Below are 17,296 nucleotides of genomic sequence, written 5' to 3'. Positions count from 1 at the left end.
GTCGAGATTAAAGCCGGGTGTCAGTTCGGCGACTGCATCGCTTTCTGCAGTGCCTCCAGCGCCCGGCTGGCGGTTGACTTCACGGTACCTTTCGAAATACCGGCGGCCTCGGAAATCTCGGCCTCACTCAGCCCACCGTAGTAACGGAGCACCAGAACTTCACGCTGGCGGGGCGGCAGTTTGGACAAAGCGCTCACAACGGCCTGATGTTCACTCGACAGCATGGCGAGGCTTTCGGCCGAACGCGCGTTGACGGCGTGCGGCGCGACGTACTCGCGAGCGGTCTTGCGGCGGCGCAGCACACTGCGTGATCCGTTGACCACCGCGGTGCGCAGGTAGCCGACGGCCGCGGCGGCGTCCCGCAGCTTTCCCCAGTTGCGATGGAGCCCGGTGAACGCCTCCTGGACGACGTCCTCGGCCGTGGCCGGTTCGTCCACGAGCAGGATGGCCAGCCGGACGAGCCGCATCCGGTGCTGGCGATAGAGATCCTCAAGGGTCAGCGGCGCCGCCGGCGGCGGTGGTGTGACCGGTCCGTCCATGGTGCGCAGATGGCCGAGGGTCACCTCGACACTGCGTTCCGCGTTGCCCTCGAGCATGTACCCCTACCTGTTCATTTACCCCTTTGAAGCACAACCTGTGCGTGGCGCCCGATCAGCGTATCGGGTGGGGCGAGACTCCCGCCTGATCGGATCCTGAGAACGTGGGCGGGGGTCGGATAGCGTCTACCACCGACCCGTTGAAGCGATCTTGGAGACGTCGATGGCCTGGTTCCTGGTGGAGATCCGGTACGTGCAGGAAAAGCTGGAGGACGTGCGGCCCCGGCACCGGAAATTCCTCTCCGACCTCGCAGAACAGGGTGTCGTCGCGCTCGGCGGCCCGCTGGGCGACGGCTCGGGCGGCATCTCGCTCTACCAGGCGGCCGACGAGGCGGCGCTGGCCGAGATCATCGATCAGGATCCGTACCACCTCGAAGGCGTCGTCGCGGAGCGAACCGTGCGCGAGTTCAATCCGGTGATCGGCGCCTGGCTGCCGCAAGAAGCCTGACAGCTCAGAGGTCGAGGGTGACCGGCTCGCGTTCGACGCAGATCCGGACGCGGTCGCCGGTCACCGTCGGCAGCTCGCAGGTCCCGCAGAAGCCCTGCCTGCACGAATACGCGATACCGGGCACGGTTTCGCGCAGGACGTCGAGCGTGGTCCGGTCGGCCGGCACGTCCAGCGTCCGGCCGCTGCGGGCCAGTTCGACGCGGAACGGCTTGCCGCCGACGATCGGCGGCGTCGAGAACCGCTCGAAGAACACCGGTCCCGAAGTGCGCAGCGCAGCGTCCGTCCGGACGCCGACGATCATCGGAACCGGGCCGCAGCAGTAAATCGGGGCACTCTTTTCTGCCCCTTCGAGCAATTCCGCGCCCGAGGCGGGGATCCCGTAGTCCGTGTCCGGCCGAACCCAGACACGATCGCCGAATTCGGACAACTCATCCAGGAACGGCATCGAAGCCTCGTCGCGACCGGTGTAGACCAGCCGCCAGTCCGCGCCGGACGCGGCCGCCTGCCGCACCATCGGCAGGATCGGCGTGATCCCGATACCGCCGGCGATGAACAGGTACGCCGGGCTCGCGACGAACGGGAACGCGTTGCGCGGGCCGCGCGCGGTGACCCGCGCGCCCTTCTTCAGGGCGTGCACGGCCGTCGATCCCTCGCCCAGCAACCGGACGCCGACGCGGTAGGCCGAGCGGTCGTCCGGATCGCCGCACAGGGAGTACTGCCGGACCAGCCCCGGCCGCGGCGAGAGGTCGACGTGCGCGCCGGGCCGCCACCTGGGCAGCGGTTCGCCGCGTTCGTGCACCAGCCGCAGGCTGACCACGCCGTCGGCTTCGGCACGGAGATCGTCGACGACCAGCGGGAGATCGCGGTCGACGGCGGCCACCGGCGGACGGCGGCGTCCGCTCACGCCGCTGAGCCTGCGGTACGCCGCGACGACACCGGTCAGCGACGCCATCGCGTGGTCGGTCCGCCCGCTGCCGTCGAGCCGCAGCGGGCGCGTCGGCGGCGTCACCGCGGTTCGTCGGCCGCCAGCGCGGCCGGGGAACTCGCGAGGTACGCGACGGCTTGGTCGGTGTCGCCGGTTTCGGTGGGGTGATAGGACTTCTTGAAGTACGGCTTGATCTCGCGCCGCAACTGCTTGCCCGAAGGCAGCAACCCGAGCTTCGCCACTCGCAGATATGTCCGGAAACTTGTCTTGCCCGGCCGCGTCGGGTCGTTCTTCATGAGGAACCTGGTGCCGCGCAGGAAGACCCACGCGAGCACCGGCGTCACGACGAGCATGCTGCGCACGCGACGGCCGTAGCGGCCGTCGAGGTGCATGAACAGGTCGAAGGCGACCGAGCGGTGCTCGACCTCTTCGGCACCGTGCCAGCGCAGGAGATCCAGCATCGTCGGGTTGGCGTTCGCGTCGTCGAGGGCCTTGGCGTCGAGGATCCACTGGCCGAGGAACGCGGTGTAGTGCTCGATCGCGGCGATCACCGCGAGCCGCTCGATCAGCCATTCTTCGCGCCGTTTGGCGGAAAGCTCGCGGTCGCCGAGCAGACGGCGGAACATCCACTCCATCTGCGCGATGTACGGCCGCACGTGGACGCCCGCCGCTTCGAGGTGTTCCGCGGCGCCGTCGTGCGCCTCGGCGTGCATGGCTTCCTGGCCGATGAAGCCGAGGACGTCCTCCTTGAGCCGCTCGTCGCGGATCAGCGGGACGGCCTGCTTGAACACCTCGACGAACCAGCGTTCGCCCTCCGGCAGCGCCAGGTGCAGCACGTTGATCGTGTGCGTCGCCTGCGGTTCGCCCGGGATCCAGTGCATCGGCAGCGAGGCCCAGTCGAACTTGACGTCGCGCGCGTGCAGGACGATCTGCTCGTGGTCTTCGTGCTGAGCCGTCACGACGCCCTCCCGCTGAGTTCGTAGTCGGCGGGATCGACCTTGCGGGTCTCGAGCCAGTAGCGCCAGGTGAATCCCGGCCAGATCGTGCGGTTGACGCCCTTCGCGTCGAGGTACCAGCTCTTGCAGCCGCCCTGGGTCCACACGCCCTTGACGAGCTTGTCCTGGATCCCGCGCTGGAACTTCTCCTGGACACCGGCGCGGACGTCGAGCGCGGCGGCGCCCCGCGAATCGGCGAGCTTGATCGCGTCGACGACGTAGCGCGCCTGCGATTCGATCATGAAGACCACGGAGTTGTGGCCCAGCGCGGTGTTCGGGCCGAGGAGGAAGAACAGGTTCGGGAAGCCGGAGACACTGATGCCCTTGTGCGTGTGCATCCCCTCGGTGGCCCATTCCTTGGCGAGGTCGCGGCCGCCGATCCCGGTGATGTCCAGGTATTCCAAGGCATCGGTGACCTTGAAGCCGGTGCCGTAGACGATCGCGTCGACTTCGTGCTCGACGCCGTTCCCGTCGACGACGCTGTGCGCCTTGACCTCGCGCACGCCATCGGTGTTGACGTCCACATTGGACCGGTCGAGCGCCGGGTAGTAGTCGTTGGAGATCAGCACCCGCTTGCAGCCCATGGTGTAGTCCGGGGTGACCTTCTTGCGCAGCTGGGGATCCTTGATCCCCTTGCCGATATGGCGCTTCGCGATCACCTCGCCGGCCTTCATGATCGCGGGGTGGCCGTTGAAGCCGACGGCGCGCACTTCGAGGAACCAGTACAGCGCGTTGCGGTAAAGCCTTTGCACGCCGGGAATCCGGCGGAACGCGGTCTTGGCCCAGCCCGGCATGGCGTGGTCGGGCTTCGGCATGATCCACGGCGGCGTGCGCTGGAACAGCGTCAGCTCGTCGACGTCCGGGGCGATCCTCGGGACGAACTGGACCGCGCTGGCGCCGGTGCCGACCACGGCGACCTTCTTGCCGCGCAGGTCGTATTCGTGGTTCCACTGCGCGGAATGCCAGGTCTGGCCCTGGAACTTCTCGATCCCGGGCAGCTTGGGGACCTGCGGGATGTGCAGGCCGCCGACACCGGAGACGACGAACTGGGCTTCGAACTCACCCGACTTCGTGTGCACGCGCCAGAGCCGCGCGGTGTCGTCCCAGTCGGCGCCGGTGAGCTCTACGCCGAACCGGATCTTGCGCCGCAGCCGGTACTTGTCGGTGACGTCCTTGAGGTACTGGAAGATCTCCGGGGCGGGTGAGAACGACCGCGACCAGTCCGGGTTCTGCTCGTACGAGAACGAGTACATGTGGGACTGCACGTCGCAGGCGCAGCCGGGGTACGAGTTGTCGCGCCACGTACCGCCGACTTCGTCCGCCTTCTCCAGGATCACGTAGTCGGTGATCCCGGCCTTTTCGAGCTGGATGGCCTGGCCGAGCCCGGAGAACCCGGTGCCCACGATCACGACCTTGAATCGCTCGGTCATCTGCTGCGCCCTCCGCGTCGAGGCTTCTTGCGCGGATGACGTTACCGGAAGTAACAGTTACTTTCTAGTACGACTTACCCGTCAGTATGTTCCGCCGAGCTTCCCGTGGTTCCAGCTCACGATCTTGGTCGGCGTGAAGATCAGCCCGATTCGCTTCGGTGCCTGCTTGCCGATGAAGCCGGCGAGCTCGTCGGGCACCGGGTCCCCGGGCTTCGCGCCCGCGTAGCGCTGCATGAGGTTGATACCCATCTGGGTGACCACGGCGGTATCGGTGATGACCTCGACGTCGGCTTCCAGCGAGATCCCGCGGAGCTTGTCGTAGCTATCGCCGTCCTCGATGAGCACCGTGGCGCGCGGGTCGCGCTCGAGGTTCTTCGCCTTCTGTGACGAGCCGTAGGTCCAGGTCGCGACGCCCGACTCGTGCGGGTAGTACCAGAGCGGGGCGAGATGCGGGCGGCCGTTAGGGCCGATCGTCGCGACGTTGATGACCTTCTGCTCGTCGAGGTACGCGGTGAGCTCGTCGGGGGTCATGCGGATCTGGTCGCGACGGGACATCTGCGGTCAGCCCTTCTTCGTGGCGGCCCGGCCTGCTTGACCGGTCACTGAAGATTCGTACGCGCCACGCTGCTCGATGTCCACGAGCGCGGCCGCGTCGGCCTTCTTGATCCGGCCTCGGGAGCCGATCTCGATGATCGGGGGCAGGAACGCCCGGATGAGCTTGAGCCCGCCGACCCAGCGCGGGACGTGGATGGTGCGGGCGCGCTTGTTGACGCCGGCCTGGAGGAGGTCGAGGGCGACCTTCAGCGGGTACGTCTTGCCGAGCAGGCCGGGCATGCCCGCGCGGAGCTTGCCGAACACCGGGTGCTGGTCGGCGCTTTCGACGAGGTCGGTGCGGATCCAGGTCGGGTGCGCGACGCCGACCTTCACGCCGAGGTGGGCGACTTCGGCGCGGAGGCTGTTGGAGAACGCCTCGACGCCCGCCTTCGCGGCGGCGTAGTTCGCCATGCCGGGCGCGTGGGTGATCGCGGCCAGCGAAGAGATCGCGAGCAGGTAGCCCTTGCGGTCGATGACATGCGGAAGGGTGACGCGGAAGGTGCGCCAGACGCCGAGGAGGTCGACCTCGATGACCTTCTCGAAGGCGACGGGGTCCACCGACCGGACGAAACCGGAGGTCGCGATGCCGGCGTTCGCGATGACGACGTCGATCCCGCCGAAGTGCTCGACGACGCCGGAGGTGGCGCGTTCGAGGTCGTCCCAGCTGGTGACGTCGGCTTCCCAGGCGTGGGCGTTCGCGCCGATCTTGTCGGCGACAGCCTGCTGTTCCTTGGCTTCGATGCCGACCAAGGCGACCTTCGCACCCTGCGCGGCCAGGCGTTCGGCGAGTCCCGCGCCGATGCCCCTCGCGGCGCCGGTGATCAGGACGACCTTGCCGTTAACGCTGTTCTTGGCCACGTTGCCTCCTCGTCCGAGCCCTAAGACTTTCGGACGGTACCCCAACCTACCCGGAGTAAGCTACCCGCAAGTAAGTCCGCGTTTCGTCCTCTAGTTGCGGTAGTTGGTGGTGCGAACTACCGCAACTAGAGGACTAAGTGCGGGGGTTTCAGCGCGAAGCGGTGGTGAGGGCGTCGAGTTCGTCGGCGGTGAGGGCGAGGTCGGCCGCGGGCAGGAGGTCGGTCAGCTGCTCGACCGAGCGGGCGCTCGCGATGGGCGCGGTGACGGTCGGCTGCGCGAACAGCCACGCCAGCGATACCGCCGCGACCGTGACACCGCGGTCGGCCGCGATCGTGTCCAGCGCGGCGAGGACCCGCTCGCCTCGTTCGTCCAAATAGGACGATGCGCGGGCGGCGCGAGGGCTGTCGCCGAGGTCGTCCTTCGACCGGTACTTTCCGGCGAGGAAACCCTTGGCCAGCGAGAAATACGGCAGGATGGTCAGGCCTTCGCGCTCGACCGTCGGCGCCAGGTCGTGTTCGTAGTCCCGCTCGACGAGGTTGTAGTGCGGCTGCAGCGCGACGTACTTCGCCAGCCCTTCGCGGTCCGAAGTGGACAGTGCTTCGCTCAGTCGTTCCGCGGAGAAGTTCGACGCCGCGACGTAGCGGACCTTGCCCGCGCGCACGAGCGCGTCGAAGGCCCGAAGCGTCTCCTCGACCGGGGTCTCCGGATCGTCGATGTGCGCGTAGTAGAGGTCGATGTGATCGGTCCGGAGCCGTCGCAACGAGTCCTCGGCCGCCGCCGCGATGTTCGCCGCCGAGAGTCCCTTGCGCTCGTCCCACATGCCGGTCTTGGTCGCGATGACGACGTCGTCGCGGTTGCCGCGCTCGGTCAGCCAGTTGCCGATGATCGTCTCGGAGCCGCCCTGGGAGTACAGGTCGGCGGTGTCGATGAAGTTGCCGCCCGCCGCCGTGTAGGCGTCGAGGACGGCGAAGGACTGCTGCTCGTCCGCGGTCCAGCCGAAGACGTTTCCGCCGAGGTTGATCCCTCGGACGTCGAGGTCGGTATTCCCGAGTTTCGCCATGTCTCGAACATAAGGGAAGACTTCGGCCGAGGCCGGTGTTAGCTCGGAACATGGGAATCGAACTCGGCAGGATCGGCATCTGGCAGCACGAAAGTGTGTTCACCCCGGAGCTCGCGCGCGAACTGGAGGAACTCGGCTACGGCGCCATCTGGCTCGGTGGCTCGCCGTCGGGCGACCTCGCGAAGGCGGAGGAGCTCCTCGACGCGACGAAGACGATCAAGGTGGCCACCGGCATCGTCAACATCTGGAAGGACGACGCGGCCACGGTCGCCGAGTCGTACAAGCGCATCGCCGCGAAGCACCCGGATCGCTTCCTGCTCGGTGTCGGCGCCGGGCATCCGGAGCACACCGCGGAGTTCAAGAAGCCGTACGTCGCCCTCGTCGAGTACCTCGACGCTCTCGACGCAGCCGGAGTGCCCGTCGAAGCCCGCGCGCTGGCGGCCCTCGGCCCGAAGGTGATCAAACTCGCAGGAGACCGCACAGCGGGAGCCCACCCGTACCTGATGACGCCCGAGCACACGCGTCAGGCGCGTGAAATCCTCGGCGAAGGACCGCTGCTCGCGCCCGAGCAGAAGGTCGTCCTCGAGACCGATCCGGCGAAGGCCCGCGCGATCGGGCGGGGTGGCGTCGGGTTCTACCTCGGCCTGGTCAACTACACGAACTCCCTGCGCAAACTCGGTTTCACCGACGAGGACCTGTCAGGCGAGGGCAGTGACAAACTGGTCGACGCGCTGGCCGTCCACGGCGACGCGGAGACGGTCGCCCGCGGTGTCACCGCGCACCTCGAGGCCGGGGCGGACCACGTGAACATCCAGGTACTGAACCAGGACCCCCTGCCGGTCTACCGCGCGCTCGCCGCGGTCCTTCTCTGACGCGACGGCTGTAGGCACCTCCCGGCCGACCTCGTACGATGCGGCCGAGAGGTGCACCAGCCTGCTTCGAGGAGGAGTAAACGATGCCCATCGCCACCCCCGAGGTCTACGCGGAGATGCTCGACCGGGCGAAGGCGAACGAATTCGCCTACCCGGCCATCAACGTGACCTCGTCGGAGACCCTGAACGCCGCGATCCGCGGGTTCGCCGAGGCGGAGAGCGACGGGATCATCCAGTTCTCCACCGGCGGCGCGGAGTTCGCGTCGGGCCAGAAGGTCAAGGACATGGTGACCGGTTCGGTCGCGCTGGCCGAGTTCGCCCAGGTCGTCGCCGCCAAGTACGACGTCAACGTCGCGCTGCACACCGACCACTGCCCGAAGGACAAGCTCGACGGCTTCGTCCGCCCGCTGATCGAGATCTCGGCGGAGCGCGTCAAGAACGGTCAGCTGCCGCTGTTCCAGAGCCACATGTGGGACGGCTCCGCGATCGACCTCGACGAGAACCTCGAGATCGCGCAGGAACTGCTCGCCAAGGCCGCGGCCGCGAACATCATCCTCGAGGTCGAGATCGGTGTCGTCGGCGGCGAGGAAGACGGCGTCGAGGCGGAGATCAACGAGAAGCTGTACACCGCCGAGGGCGACTTCCTGAAGACGATCGACGCGCTCGGTTCCGGCGAGAACGGTCGCTACCTGCTGGCCGCGACCTTCGGCAACGTGCACGGCGTCTACAAGCCCGGCAACGTGAAGCTGCGCCCGGACGTCCTCAAGGGCGGCCAGGAGGCGGCGTCGAAGAAGCTCGGCCTCCCGGCCGGTTCGAAGCCGTTCGAGCTCGTCTTCCACGGCGGTTCGGGCTCGCTGCCGGAGGAGATCCGCGAGGCGGTGTCCTACGGCGTCGTGAAGATGAACGTCGACACCGACACGCAGTACGCCTTCACGCGTCCGATCGCGGAGCACTTCTTCAAGAACTACGACGGCGTCCTGAAGATCGACGGCGAGGTCGGCAACAAGAAGGTCTACGACCCGCGTAGCTACCTCAAGGCCGCCGAGGCCGGCATGGCCGCGCGCATCGTCGAGGCCGCTCAGTCGCTGGGTTCGGCGGGCAACAAGCTCTCCTGATCCGCTTCACTCGCGTGCAATGAAAGGCCCGTTACTTGCAAAATTTGCAAGTAACGGGCCTTTCCTTGCGTCTTGAACCTCAGGCGGCCGGGAGCTCCGTGCGCTTCCGGCGCTTCTCCAGCAGCGAGTTCACCGCCCGCGTCCCGGGCCCGGCGGCGGCCCACAGCACGCCCACCCCGACCAGGCAGACCGCGGCCGTCCAGTACGCGACCGGCGGCGCCGACTCCGTATGCGCGTCGCCGAGGATCCACGGCCGGAACTGCGACTGCACCCACAACATCCCGTACCCGAAAGCCGTCACCAGCAGCGCGCCGACGCCCGCCGTCAGCAGCGGATGCCCCCGCCCGATGCGGAACGCCAGGTCCACCGCGAGCCCGACGGCGAGCAGGTAGAACGGCACGACCGAGATCGGGAAGCCCATCCCGAGCAGCAGCGGCCACATCACCAGCCGGTAGCCGAGGTAGGCGGCGGCGACCGTCGTCCCCGCCCAGCGGAAGCCGGTCGTGTGCCGCGCCAGCGCGAAGATCAGCGCCATCACGCCGATACCCCACAGCGGGTAGACCCAGTCGTCGATCGGCATCGTGAAGTACTCGACGGCCACCCTGTCGACCGGATGCCCGATCTGGTTGGCGGCGAAGTTCAGCAGTTCCGGCTCGGCCTCGGGCGCGCCGCGCTCCCAGGCGCGCAGCCCGAGGATGCCGTACTCCTGCTGGCCGTTCGGGAAGAACGTGTTCTCCAGGAAGAACGTCCACAGTCCGATCAGGACGCCGGTGCGCATCCGGCCGGGCTTGGCGTACTTCAGCCAGCCCATGATCACGCCCGCCTGCATGATGCCCGTTCCGATGTAGAGCATCATGTGCGACGGGCTCCACGCGGTCAGGTCGAGACCGTTGACGCGGTGGTTGATGACGTCCAGCGGCGCCGCGATGAGGAACACCACGAGCCCGATCTGCATCAGCCGCAGCGAGCGTCGATCGGCGCCCATCCCGGTATAGCTGTGGATCGCCACGAGCACCATGATGATCACGGTGCCGACGGTGTTGATCAGATGCGGCGGGGCGAGGTCGTCCCGGAGCCACATGAAATGCCACGACATGTCCCAGGACGAGCCCACCATCTTGAAGGCGAACGCGGCGAGCCACATGCCGTAGCAGAAGTTCAGCACCCAGTCCGGCGTCGTCTGTCCCGGCGCGCCTCGGTGCCAATGAAGCTTGAAGAACAGCTTCGTCTTCGCGATCGGACTGCGGGGGATGACACCCGGCGAGAGGTCCCCGGTCACTTCTGTCGCCTTTGTCATGCCGGTATCTTCCCTGCTCCAGGTCACGAGATGGGCATTTGGGGTCGAAAATCGGGGTTCACCCGTAGGGGTGGCGGATTTGCGGTCGGCGTGCGAAGCAGGGCAAGGTGTGCCGCCATGATGCCGAAACGACTTGTCGCGGCGGTCCTCGTCGCCGCTCTGGTACTGGCCGGTGGGGGCATTCTCGGGAGCCTGTTCTTCTGATCACAGGGCACGAGCACAATGGCCGGTATGACGAACCTCCTCGGCCCCCAGCCGACGCATCTCCCCGAGCACACCGCGGCCCAGGCGGCCCTGGACGCCGGGAGCGACCCGGCCGCCGTCGCCGCCGAGCACCCTGACTACAGCGAGGCGTGGGCCTCGCTCGCCGAGAAGGCTTTCGAAGCCGGCGAGACCGTCGCCGCCTACGCGTACGCCCGCACCGGTTACCACCGCGGCCTCGACCAGCTCCGCCGCGCGGGCTGGAAGGGACACGGCCCGGTGCCGTGGGCGCACCGTCCGAACCAGGGCTTCCTGCGCGCGCTCGCCGTCCTCGGCAAGGCCGCCGGAAAGATCGGCGAGACCGAAGAGTACGACCGCTGCCGGACCTTCCTCGGCGACTCGGACCCCGCCGCCGCGGAGGCGACCGGCCTCAAGTGACCAACGTGTCATGAAAGGGGCTTTCAGGACGAAAAACGTCTTGAAAGCCCCTTTCATGACACTCGAGTGCCCCCTAGAACAGCCCGCAGTTCCCCACGGCCGGGAGCCCCGCGAAGCGCCCCTCAAGCCAAGCGAAAGCCTCCGGGAACGCCCGGATGGCCCCGCCGACGTGAGTCGGAACCAGCGAAGTCGAGAACTGCACCTTCGCGCCCTTCGCGCACCACGAGCGCGCCATGGTCCGTCCCTGCGCGTAGGGCACGATGTCGTCGAGTGCACTGTGGACGACCAGCGTCGGCACGCCCGGCTTACGCGCTCCGATGAGCTGCTCGTCGACCCGCGTCTTGAACGGCTCCTCGCCGAGGTACGCGGTCAGCGGCCTGCCGTCCTTGGTCAGGTTCTTCGACTGGGTGAACGCGTACCCGAAGATCGCGCCCACCGTGCACTCCTGCTTGACCTTCTCGAACGCCTCGACTCCCTTCGCGTTGAGCAGGGCCGGGATGTTCAGTTCCGGATACGCCGCGTCCATGCTGACCAGCGTGAATCCGAGGAATCCGAACGCGTAGTGCCCGTCGATGTTCTTGCCGACTTCGGCCAGGTCCGCCGGGACGGCGCCCGCGTAGGAGCCCTTCAGCTTGAGTTCGGGCGCGTATGACGTCTGCAGTTCGGCGGCGGCCGCCGACGCTCCGCCGCCCTGCGAGTAGCCCGCGGTCGCGACCGGGCCGTTGTCCGGCAGGTTCGCTTCGGGCAGGCGCTGTGCCGCGCGGATCGAGTCGAGGACGGCGTTGCCCTCGGCGGCGCGGTTGACGTAGGTGTGGACGCCGGGGGTGCCGAGGCCCTCGTAGTCGGTGACGACGATGCCGTAGCCGCGAAGCAGCAGCTCGGCGATGAAGGGACCTTCGTACTCCATGCCCGCCGAGAGGGCCTTCGACGGCGCGCACTGGTCTCCGACGCCCTGCGTCCCGGCCGCGTAGCCGATGAGCGGGCGCTCGCCCGGTCCGGTCCACGCCTTCTTCGGGGTGAGGACGGTGCCGGTCACGGCGTTCGGCTTGCCGTGGGTGTCGGTGCTGCGGTACATGATCCGCTGGACGTCCGCGTCGGCCTTGATGAGTTTCACGGGATCGACGTAGAACACGGACGGTTCGTGCCGGATGATGTCGCCGGGAGCACCCGCGGGCAGCGGCGACGGGGGATCGTAGAAGGACGGGGCGGCGATGGCCTGCTGTGCCCCGAAGGTCAGCAAGGCCGCGACGGTGGCCGCTGAGACGGCGGCGGCCACACCACGCCGGGAACCTGGACGCATGCTTGCTCCTCGTTGAGCAGAAACATTTTCGACAGGGGTGTCGAAAAAGAGAGTCAGTGAGGTGGCGCACGATGTCAAGTCCGGCGCCGAGAGGGAGGCCCCGCAAGCTCCCGGTCGGCGAGCAACGCGCGCGGGTGCTGGGTTCGGCGGCCGGTGTCTTCGCGGCGCACGGCGCGCAGGCCGCGACGATCGAGCAGATCGCCCGGCGCGCGGGGGTTTCCCGCCAGGCCGTCTACGAGCAGTTCGGCGACCGCGCGACACTGTTCGCCCAGGTCGTGGCCGACATCGAGGAGCGGGCCTTCGAGGCGATCGGCGCGCCCGCCCTCGACCTTTCGCAGCCGGAACTCCGGTCGTGGGCGCGTGCCAACTACGCCAACATGTTCGCCTTCGTCGCGGCGAACCCCGAGGCGTTCCCGGTCCTGCGCGAGGCGGAACGCATGGGCGATCCGGCCCTCACCCGGCTTCGGGTACGGCTCGCGGGCGTCTACACCGAGGCGAGCAGGCAGCGCTGGGCGCGCCACGGCGTCGACTCCGGCCGCGCGGACAAGGCACTGGTCACCCTGTTCTTCGCGATGACCGAGGCACTCGTCCAGGCGAGCTGGGACGGTGAGCCGCCCGACGCGGACGCGCTCATCGACCTGCTCACCGAATTCACCGTCGGCGGCGTGGTCCGCCTCAGGACCGCGGCCGCCGACGTGATGGAACGGTTGCGTTAGGCCGCGACAGCCTCCAGAGGCCTTCCAGCCTCTTCGGCGACCGCCGCCAGGTCCGGTGAGGACACGACGCGGTTGCGGCCGTTGCGTTTGGCCGCGTAGACGGAGGCGTCGGCCGACGCCATGACCTCTTCGATGGTCCTGCCGTCGAGCGGGAACGTCGCGACGCCGACCGAGGCCGTCCGCTGCTCGATGACCACGGAGTTGCCTTCGTTGTCCTGGGTCTTGATGACCATCTCGCTGATCCGCTGCCGGATGCGCTCGGCGACCGCGACGGACTCCTGCTTCGACGACGATGTCAGGAGCACCACGAACTCTTCACCGCCGAAGCGGCCGGCGAGGTCCTGCGTCCGGGTTTCGGCTTTGACCAGCGCCGCGACACTCTTGAGCACGTCGTCGCCCGCCAGGTGACCGAAGGTGTCGTTGATGCTCTTGAAGTGGTCGAGGTCGATCATCAGCGCGCCGAACTGGCCGGCCTCGCGCTCGGCGCGGGCGACCTCGCGGACGGCGCCCTGCTGCCAGGTCGTGGCGTTGAGCAGCTGGGTCTTCTGGTCGGTGGTCGCGAGTTGTTCCAGCTGCTTGATCAGCACCGAACGCTGCAGCAGGTACAGCGGCAGGAAGACGAGCAGGACCAGTACGGGCTGCTGCGGCAGCACGGCGAGCACCAGCGCGCCGATGCAGACCGTCGAGGCTTCGAGGATGTTGTCGTCCCAGGAGCCGAGGAGCGTCTGGACGGTCGCCTTCTTGGGCGCCGCGTAGTACAGGCCGGTGCCGGTGAAGACGGCGTTCATCAGGAAGAAGGCGAGGCTCGCGACGCAGATCGCGGTCACCGACGCCGGGTCGGCGCCGACGGCCTGCACGGCCGCCCAGGATGCGAACGCGGTCAGCGTCATCGATGTGGCGTTCGCCACAGTTCGATGGGGGTTGACCGTGCGAAGACCTGCCCAACTGCGGTATCCGAGGTGAAGATAGATCACGGTTACGAGAAGCGCGGTCAAGTGCGGCGGCAGCAGGATCGCGCCCGGCAGCACCCAGACCGAGGTCATGTTGATGTGCGGAGTGACGCTCATGCTGCGCCGCTGCCGCTCGATCCGGCGAGTCGCCTCGGTGTGCGCGATGGCGAGTCCCGCGAGCAGAAAACAAAGCAAGACCTGCGAAGACGTGATGGCGATGGATGCTGCGAAGACCCCCGTCAGTGCCAGCATCGTCGCCACGGAAAGCCCTGTGTAGGCGATCCAGTGCTTAGGCCTCTTCCACAGCTCCCACGTCGCTACCGTGAGAGCCGAACGATGTCCAGCGCGTTCCTCCGATGTGATCATCTTTCCCCCTGACTCTTGCGTCATTCTCCGAAACCCCCTACTTACGGACAGCTTCTACCGACTTGCGGGCTGTCGACAAGCTCCCTAGGTGTGTACTTTTCTCTGAGAGGTCGAGGGAAAGGTGCCAGCGATGGCCGGTAGGGATCAGTGAACTGGGGCGCGCGCCAGATGGCCGCGCGATCGGGCCGGCGCGTGGAACACCTCAATGTTCCGCGCGTGCGGCGTCTTTTTCCTGCCACCGTTCCGGATCACCGTTGAGGCTCCGCCGCCAGCTCAACGCCAGCGGGATCGTCAGCAACAATCCCGCAAGCCCGAAGACGCCGACCGTCGACTGCGGGCCCACCTGATCCGCCAGGATGCCGCCGATCAGCGGGCTCACGCCCATCGTCGTGGTCAGCCCGGTGTTCGACAGCCCCATCACCTGTGCCCGGCTCTCGTCCGGCACGGCCAGCGTCAGTGACGCCGTCGCCTGCATCAGCGCCACCGTGCCGAAACCACCGCAGACCACGAACAGCAGGATCGACGACAGCGGACCCGGCTGCAGGAAACACAGCAGCAGCGGGATCGCCGTCAGCGCCGAAAGCGGTCCGATCAGCTTCGGTCTGGCGTGCGCCGGCACCCAGCGCGAGTAGATGAACGCGCCGATCACGCTGCCGATCGGGTCGGCGGCGAGCAACAGGCCGATGACTTCGGGGCCACCGCCCGACGAGGCGACGTAAGGCGCCGCGATGCCCTCGTACACCGGCAGCAGGCCCATCAGCCAGGTGAACAGCAGCAGCGAGCGCAGCCCTGAGCTGGCGAAGACGATCTTCCCGCCCGAGCCGATGGACGCGAAGAACGACTTGCGCTTCTCGCCGGACGCCGCGGCCGGGCGCGAGGCGAGGCCGAACCGGACGAACAACGCCGAGATCAGGAACGTGATCGCGTCCAGTGCGAGGGCGATGTGGGGTTCGAGCGCGGTCAGCAGGAGACCGCCGCCGGCGAATCCGGCCAGCTGCGCCGATTGGACGGTCATGCTGCGGATCGCCATGCCGACGACGAACCGGTCGCCTTCGAGGATCTGCGGCAGCAGGGCCAGCTGGGCGGCCTTGAACGGCGGATTCAGCAACGAGACGGCGCCGACGAGGACGCAAAGGACCCAGAACGGCAGGACCGGGACGGCGACCAGCGCGATCAGCGCGGCCCGCAACAGGTCCACGACCACCATCACGGTCCGCCGGGGGAAGCGGTCCGCGAAGCCGGTGAGGAAGACGCCGCCGAGCAGCGAAGGGGCGTAGGTCAGCGCGTACGTGAGGCCGGTCAGGGTCGCGGAGCGGGTTTCGGTGAAGACGAGGACCGAGAGCGCGACTCTGGCGAGTTGATCGCCGAAGATCGAAAAAAGCTCCGCGAACCAGAGCGAACGGAACTCGGCTACACCGAACACCTCACGGTAGGTGACCCGTCCGGCCGAAGCCATGTTGCCCCCAATAGGGTCCTTATTACGCGACAAACTCGTGACCGAGAGTAACGCGGTCACGAGCTCGTCACGAAGCGTCATTCGTTCACGTAAGTGTCTCCTGACTGTTGGTGATTGGCTAGGTTCTTTCGCCGGGTTTCTGGAGTTAGAGATCTTTTTCGGTGAAGGGCGCGCTGACGTCGCTGATGTCCCTCTGGTCGGGACTAAGGTCCAGACCAGCGACTTTCGGTTGTTTCGGGTCTGTCGTCAGTGAAATCCGGACTCGGCCGCGTCATCCGGCTCGGGATTCCCGCTCCACGCCGACCAGCCGGAGAGAGATCCGCACCGCCGCGCTGCCGAAGGCGCCCGACCGCGCTCCGACTCCGCTGAGCAACCGAACGCGACTTCGGCGCCAACCGCCAAACGGATGATCGAACCGCACTCGGTGGAGTGAACGGCTCAGCCGTCGACCGCGAGCACTTCCCGGACCGGGGCCACCTTCGCCGCGTCCCGCTTGGCGACCTCCTCGCGCACGATCGGGATGACGTGACGGCCGAAGTCGATCGTGTCGCCGAGCATGTCGTAACCGCGCGCCGAGAGGATGTCGACGCCGAGGTCGTAGTAGTCGAGCAGGGCCTGCGCGACGGTTTCGGGCGTGCCGACCAGCGCGGTGGAGTTCCCGGCGCCGCCGGTCGCGGTCGCGGTGGGCGTCCACAGTGCCCGGTCGAACCGCTCGCCCTCGGCGGCGACCGCGAGGAGCCGCTGCGAACCTGTGTTCTGCGGATTCGTGAGCGAATGCCGCCGGGTGAGCTGCTTCCCTCCGCTCGTCCGGGCCTTGATCGCGTCGACCGTGCGGTACGCCTTCTCCCAGGCGAGTTCCTCGGTCGGCGCGATGATCGGGCGGAACGCGACCTGGATCCGCGGGACGTCGGTCCGTCCGGCGGCCTTCGCCGCGGCCTTGACCGACTCGATCTGCTCGGCCGTCTGTGCGAGGGGCTCACCCCACAGGCAGAAGATGTCCGCTTCGGCCCCGCCCGCCGCGTACGCCGCCGGAGACGACCCGCCGAACGAGACGCCCGGCCGCGGCTGCTGCGCAGGACGGACATCGAGGACGAAGTCGGCGAAGCGGTAGTGCTCGCCTTCGTGGTCGAAGGGCTCCTCGGAGGTCCACGCCTGCTTCACGATCTGGATGTACTCGCGCGTGCGTGAGTACCGCTCGTCCTTGGTGAGGTAGTCGCCTTCGCGCTGCTGTTCGTGGTCGCTGCCGCCGGTGATGAAGTGGACCGTGAGCTTCCCGTCGGAGAGCTGATCCAGCGTGGCGAACGTCTTCGCCGCGAACGTCGGATACGAGACGTTCGGCCGGTGCGCCAGCAGGATTTGGAGCTTGTCGAGCTTCGCCGCGACGTAGGCGGCCGCCTGCGCCGGATCCGGCCCGCTCGAGCCGTACGCGAACAGCACCCGGTCCCAGCCGAAGTCCTCGTGCGCCCGCGCCAGGCGCAGCGTGTAGTCCTTGTCGAAGACGCCGCCCGACCGTGTCTGCGTCTCCGAACCGTCGTTGGTGCCTCCGATACCCAGGAATTCGACCGGCATCGTCCGTCCCTCTCGTCCGTGTCCCCCTGCACGACGAGTACGCCCGGGTTCCTCGATATGGCAACGAGTTCCGCTCCGTGAGAACCCGCACGCGCCCCGGGATCCCGGCG

Annotated in this window: 17 protein-coding genes; 5 read left to right on the top strand and 12 right to left on the bottom strand. The window is 67.7% G+C overall.

The features are described 5' to 3' along the window. Nucleotides 1–20 precede the first annotated feature (20 nt). Nucleotides 21–596: a SigE family RNA polymerase sigma factor gene (locus tag ACZ5IK_RS14180; RefSeq protein ID WP_101611345.1), complete on the bottom strand. Its 576-nt coding sequence runs from the start codon at nucleotides 594–596 to the stop codon at nucleotides 21–23. Nucleotides 597–759: 163 nt separating this feature from the next. Here ACZ5IK_RS14180 and ACZ5IK_RS14175 point away from each other — a divergent pair, with 163 nt between their 5' ends. Continuing rightward, the gene (locus ACZ5IK_RS14175) at nucleotides 760–1,044 is read left to right on the top strand and encodes a YciI family protein (RefSeq protein WP_465488060.1); all 285 of its coding nucleotides are present in this window, start codon (nucleotides 760–762) and stop codon (nucleotides 1,042–1,044) included. A gap of 4 nt (nucleotides 1,045–1,048) precedes the next feature. On the opposite strand, the gene ACZ5IK_RS14170 is transcribed toward ACZ5IK_RS14175, so the two are convergent. The 6 genes from ACZ5IK_RS14170 to ACZ5IK_RS14145 all read right to left on the bottom strand — a co-directional run bounded on the left by ACZ5IK_RS14170 (nucleotide 1,049) and on the right by ACZ5IK_RS14145 (nucleotide 6,906). Next, nucleotides 1,049–2,053, bottom strand: coding sequence for a PDR/VanB family oxidoreductase (locus tag ACZ5IK_RS14170; RefSeq protein ID WP_465488059.1), 1,005 nt, complete (start codon nucleotides 2,051–2,053; stop codon nucleotides 1,049–1,051). Further along, entirely contained in the window at nucleotides 2,050–2,928 is an 879-nt protein-coding gene (locus ACZ5IK_RS14165; RefSeq protein WP_465488058.1) for a metal-dependent hydrolase, read from the bottom strand. Before ACZ5IK_RS14165 ends, ACZ5IK_RS14170 begins: the two co-directional genes overlap by 4 nt. Beyond that, nucleotides 2,925–4,394 (bottom strand): flavin-containing monooxygenase, encoded by a 1,470-nt coding sequence (locus ACZ5IK_RS14160; RefSeq protein WP_465488057.1) that lies wholly within the window; start codon nucleotides 4,392–4,394, stop codon nucleotides 2,925–2,927. The genes ACZ5IK_RS14165 and ACZ5IK_RS14160 overlap by 4 nt, the downstream gene beginning before the upstream one ends. 81 nt (nucleotides 4,395–4,475) lie before the next feature. Further along, a complete protein-coding gene (locus ACZ5IK_RS14155; RefSeq protein WP_465488056.1) occupies nucleotides 4,476–4,949 on the bottom strand; it encodes a pyridoxamine 5'-phosphate oxidase family protein in 474 nt (157 codons plus the stop codon). A gap of 6 nt (nucleotides 4,950–4,955) precedes the next feature. Continuing rightward, nucleotides 4,956–5,846, bottom strand: coding sequence for an SDR family oxidoreductase (locus tag ACZ5IK_RS14150; protein WP_465488055.1), 891 nt, complete (start codon nucleotides 5,844–5,846; stop codon nucleotides 4,956–4,958). Nucleotides 5,847–5,994: 148 nt separating this feature from the next. After that, entirely contained in the window at nucleotides 5,995–6,906 is a 912-nt protein-coding gene (locus ACZ5IK_RS14145; protein WP_465488054.1) for an aldo/keto reductase, read from the bottom strand. 50 nt (nucleotides 6,907–6,956) lie between these two features. Between ACZ5IK_RS14145 and ACZ5IK_RS14140 the strand changes: the two genes are divergently transcribed. Together ACZ5IK_RS14140 and fbaA are read left to right on the top strand one after the other, a co-directional pair. Further along, a complete protein-coding gene (locus tag ACZ5IK_RS14140; RefSeq protein ID WP_465488053.1) occupies nucleotides 6,957–7,778 on the top strand; it encodes an LLM class F420-dependent oxidoreductase in 822 nt (273 codons plus the stop codon). 83 nt (nucleotides 7,779–7,861) lie between these two features. After that, a complete protein-coding gene (gene fbaA, locus ACZ5IK_RS14135) occupies nucleotides 7,862–8,893 on the top strand; it encodes a class II fructose-bisphosphate aldolase (protein WP_378236838.1) in 1,032 nt (343 codons plus the stop codon). Nucleotides 8,894–8,972: 79 nt separating this feature from the next. Here the strand turns inward: fbaA and ACZ5IK_RS14130 are convergent, their stop codons facing one another. Continuing rightward, nucleotides 8,973–10,190 carry a hypothetical protein gene (locus ACZ5IK_RS14130; protein ID WP_465488052.1) on the bottom strand — a complete coding sequence of 406 codons (1,218 nt, stop codon included), beginning with the start codon at nucleotides 10,188–10,190 and terminating at the stop codon, nucleotides 8,973–8,975. Nucleotides 10,191–10,421: 231 nt separating this feature from the next. Here ACZ5IK_RS14130 and ACZ5IK_RS14125 point away from each other — a divergent pair, with 231 nt between their 5' ends. After that, nucleotides 10,422–10,829, top strand: a complete 408-nt coding sequence (locus tag ACZ5IK_RS14125; protein WP_465488051.1) for a DUF3151 domain-containing protein — start codon at nucleotides 10,422–10,424, stop codon at nucleotides 10,827–10,829. Between the two features lie 73 nt (nucleotides 10,830–10,902). Here ACZ5IK_RS14125 and ACZ5IK_RS14120 read toward each other — a convergent pair whose 3' ends face one another. Continuing rightward, nucleotides 10,903–12,129 (bottom strand): lipase family protein, encoded by a 1,227-nt coding sequence (locus ACZ5IK_RS14120; protein ID WP_465488050.1) that lies wholly within the window; start codon nucleotides 12,127–12,129, stop codon nucleotides 10,903–10,905. A gap of 134 nt (nucleotides 12,130–12,263) precedes the next feature. Here ACZ5IK_RS14120 and ACZ5IK_RS14115 point away from each other — a divergent pair, with 134 nt between their 5' ends. Then, nucleotides 12,264–12,845, top strand: coding sequence for a TetR/AcrR family transcriptional regulator (locus ACZ5IK_RS14115; protein ID WP_465488320.1), 582 nt, complete (start codon nucleotides 12,264–12,266; stop codon nucleotides 12,843–12,845). Here the strand turns inward: ACZ5IK_RS14115 and ACZ5IK_RS14110 are convergent. The 3 genes from ACZ5IK_RS14110 to ACZ5IK_RS14100 form a co-directional block, all read right to left on the bottom strand. Then, nucleotides 12,842–14,161, bottom strand: a complete 1,320-nt coding sequence (locus ACZ5IK_RS14110) for a GGDEF domain-containing protein (protein ID WP_465488049.1) — start codon at nucleotides 14,159–14,161, stop codon at nucleotides 12,842–12,844. The two genes, ACZ5IK_RS14115 and ACZ5IK_RS14110, sit on opposite strands and share 4 nt — an antisense overlap. A gap of 202 nt (nucleotides 14,162–14,363) precedes the next feature. After that, nucleotides 14,364–15,617 carry an MFS transporter gene (locus ACZ5IK_RS14105; protein WP_465488048.1) on the bottom strand — a complete coding sequence of 418 codons (1,254 nt, stop codon included), beginning with the start codon at nucleotides 15,615–15,617 and terminating at the stop codon, nucleotides 14,364–14,366. A gap of 438 nt (nucleotides 15,618–16,055) precedes the next feature. Next, a complete protein-coding gene (locus ACZ5IK_RS14100) occupies nucleotides 16,056–17,186 on the bottom strand; it encodes an LLM class flavin-dependent oxidoreductase (RefSeq protein WP_465488047.1) in 1,131 nt (376 codons plus the stop codon). Nucleotides 17,187–17,296 lie beyond the last annotated feature (110 nt).

This window comes from Amycolatopsis sp. NPDC031561, from assembly GCF_055580625.1.
This window is presented reverse-complemented; position numbering and strand designations above follow the sequence as displayed.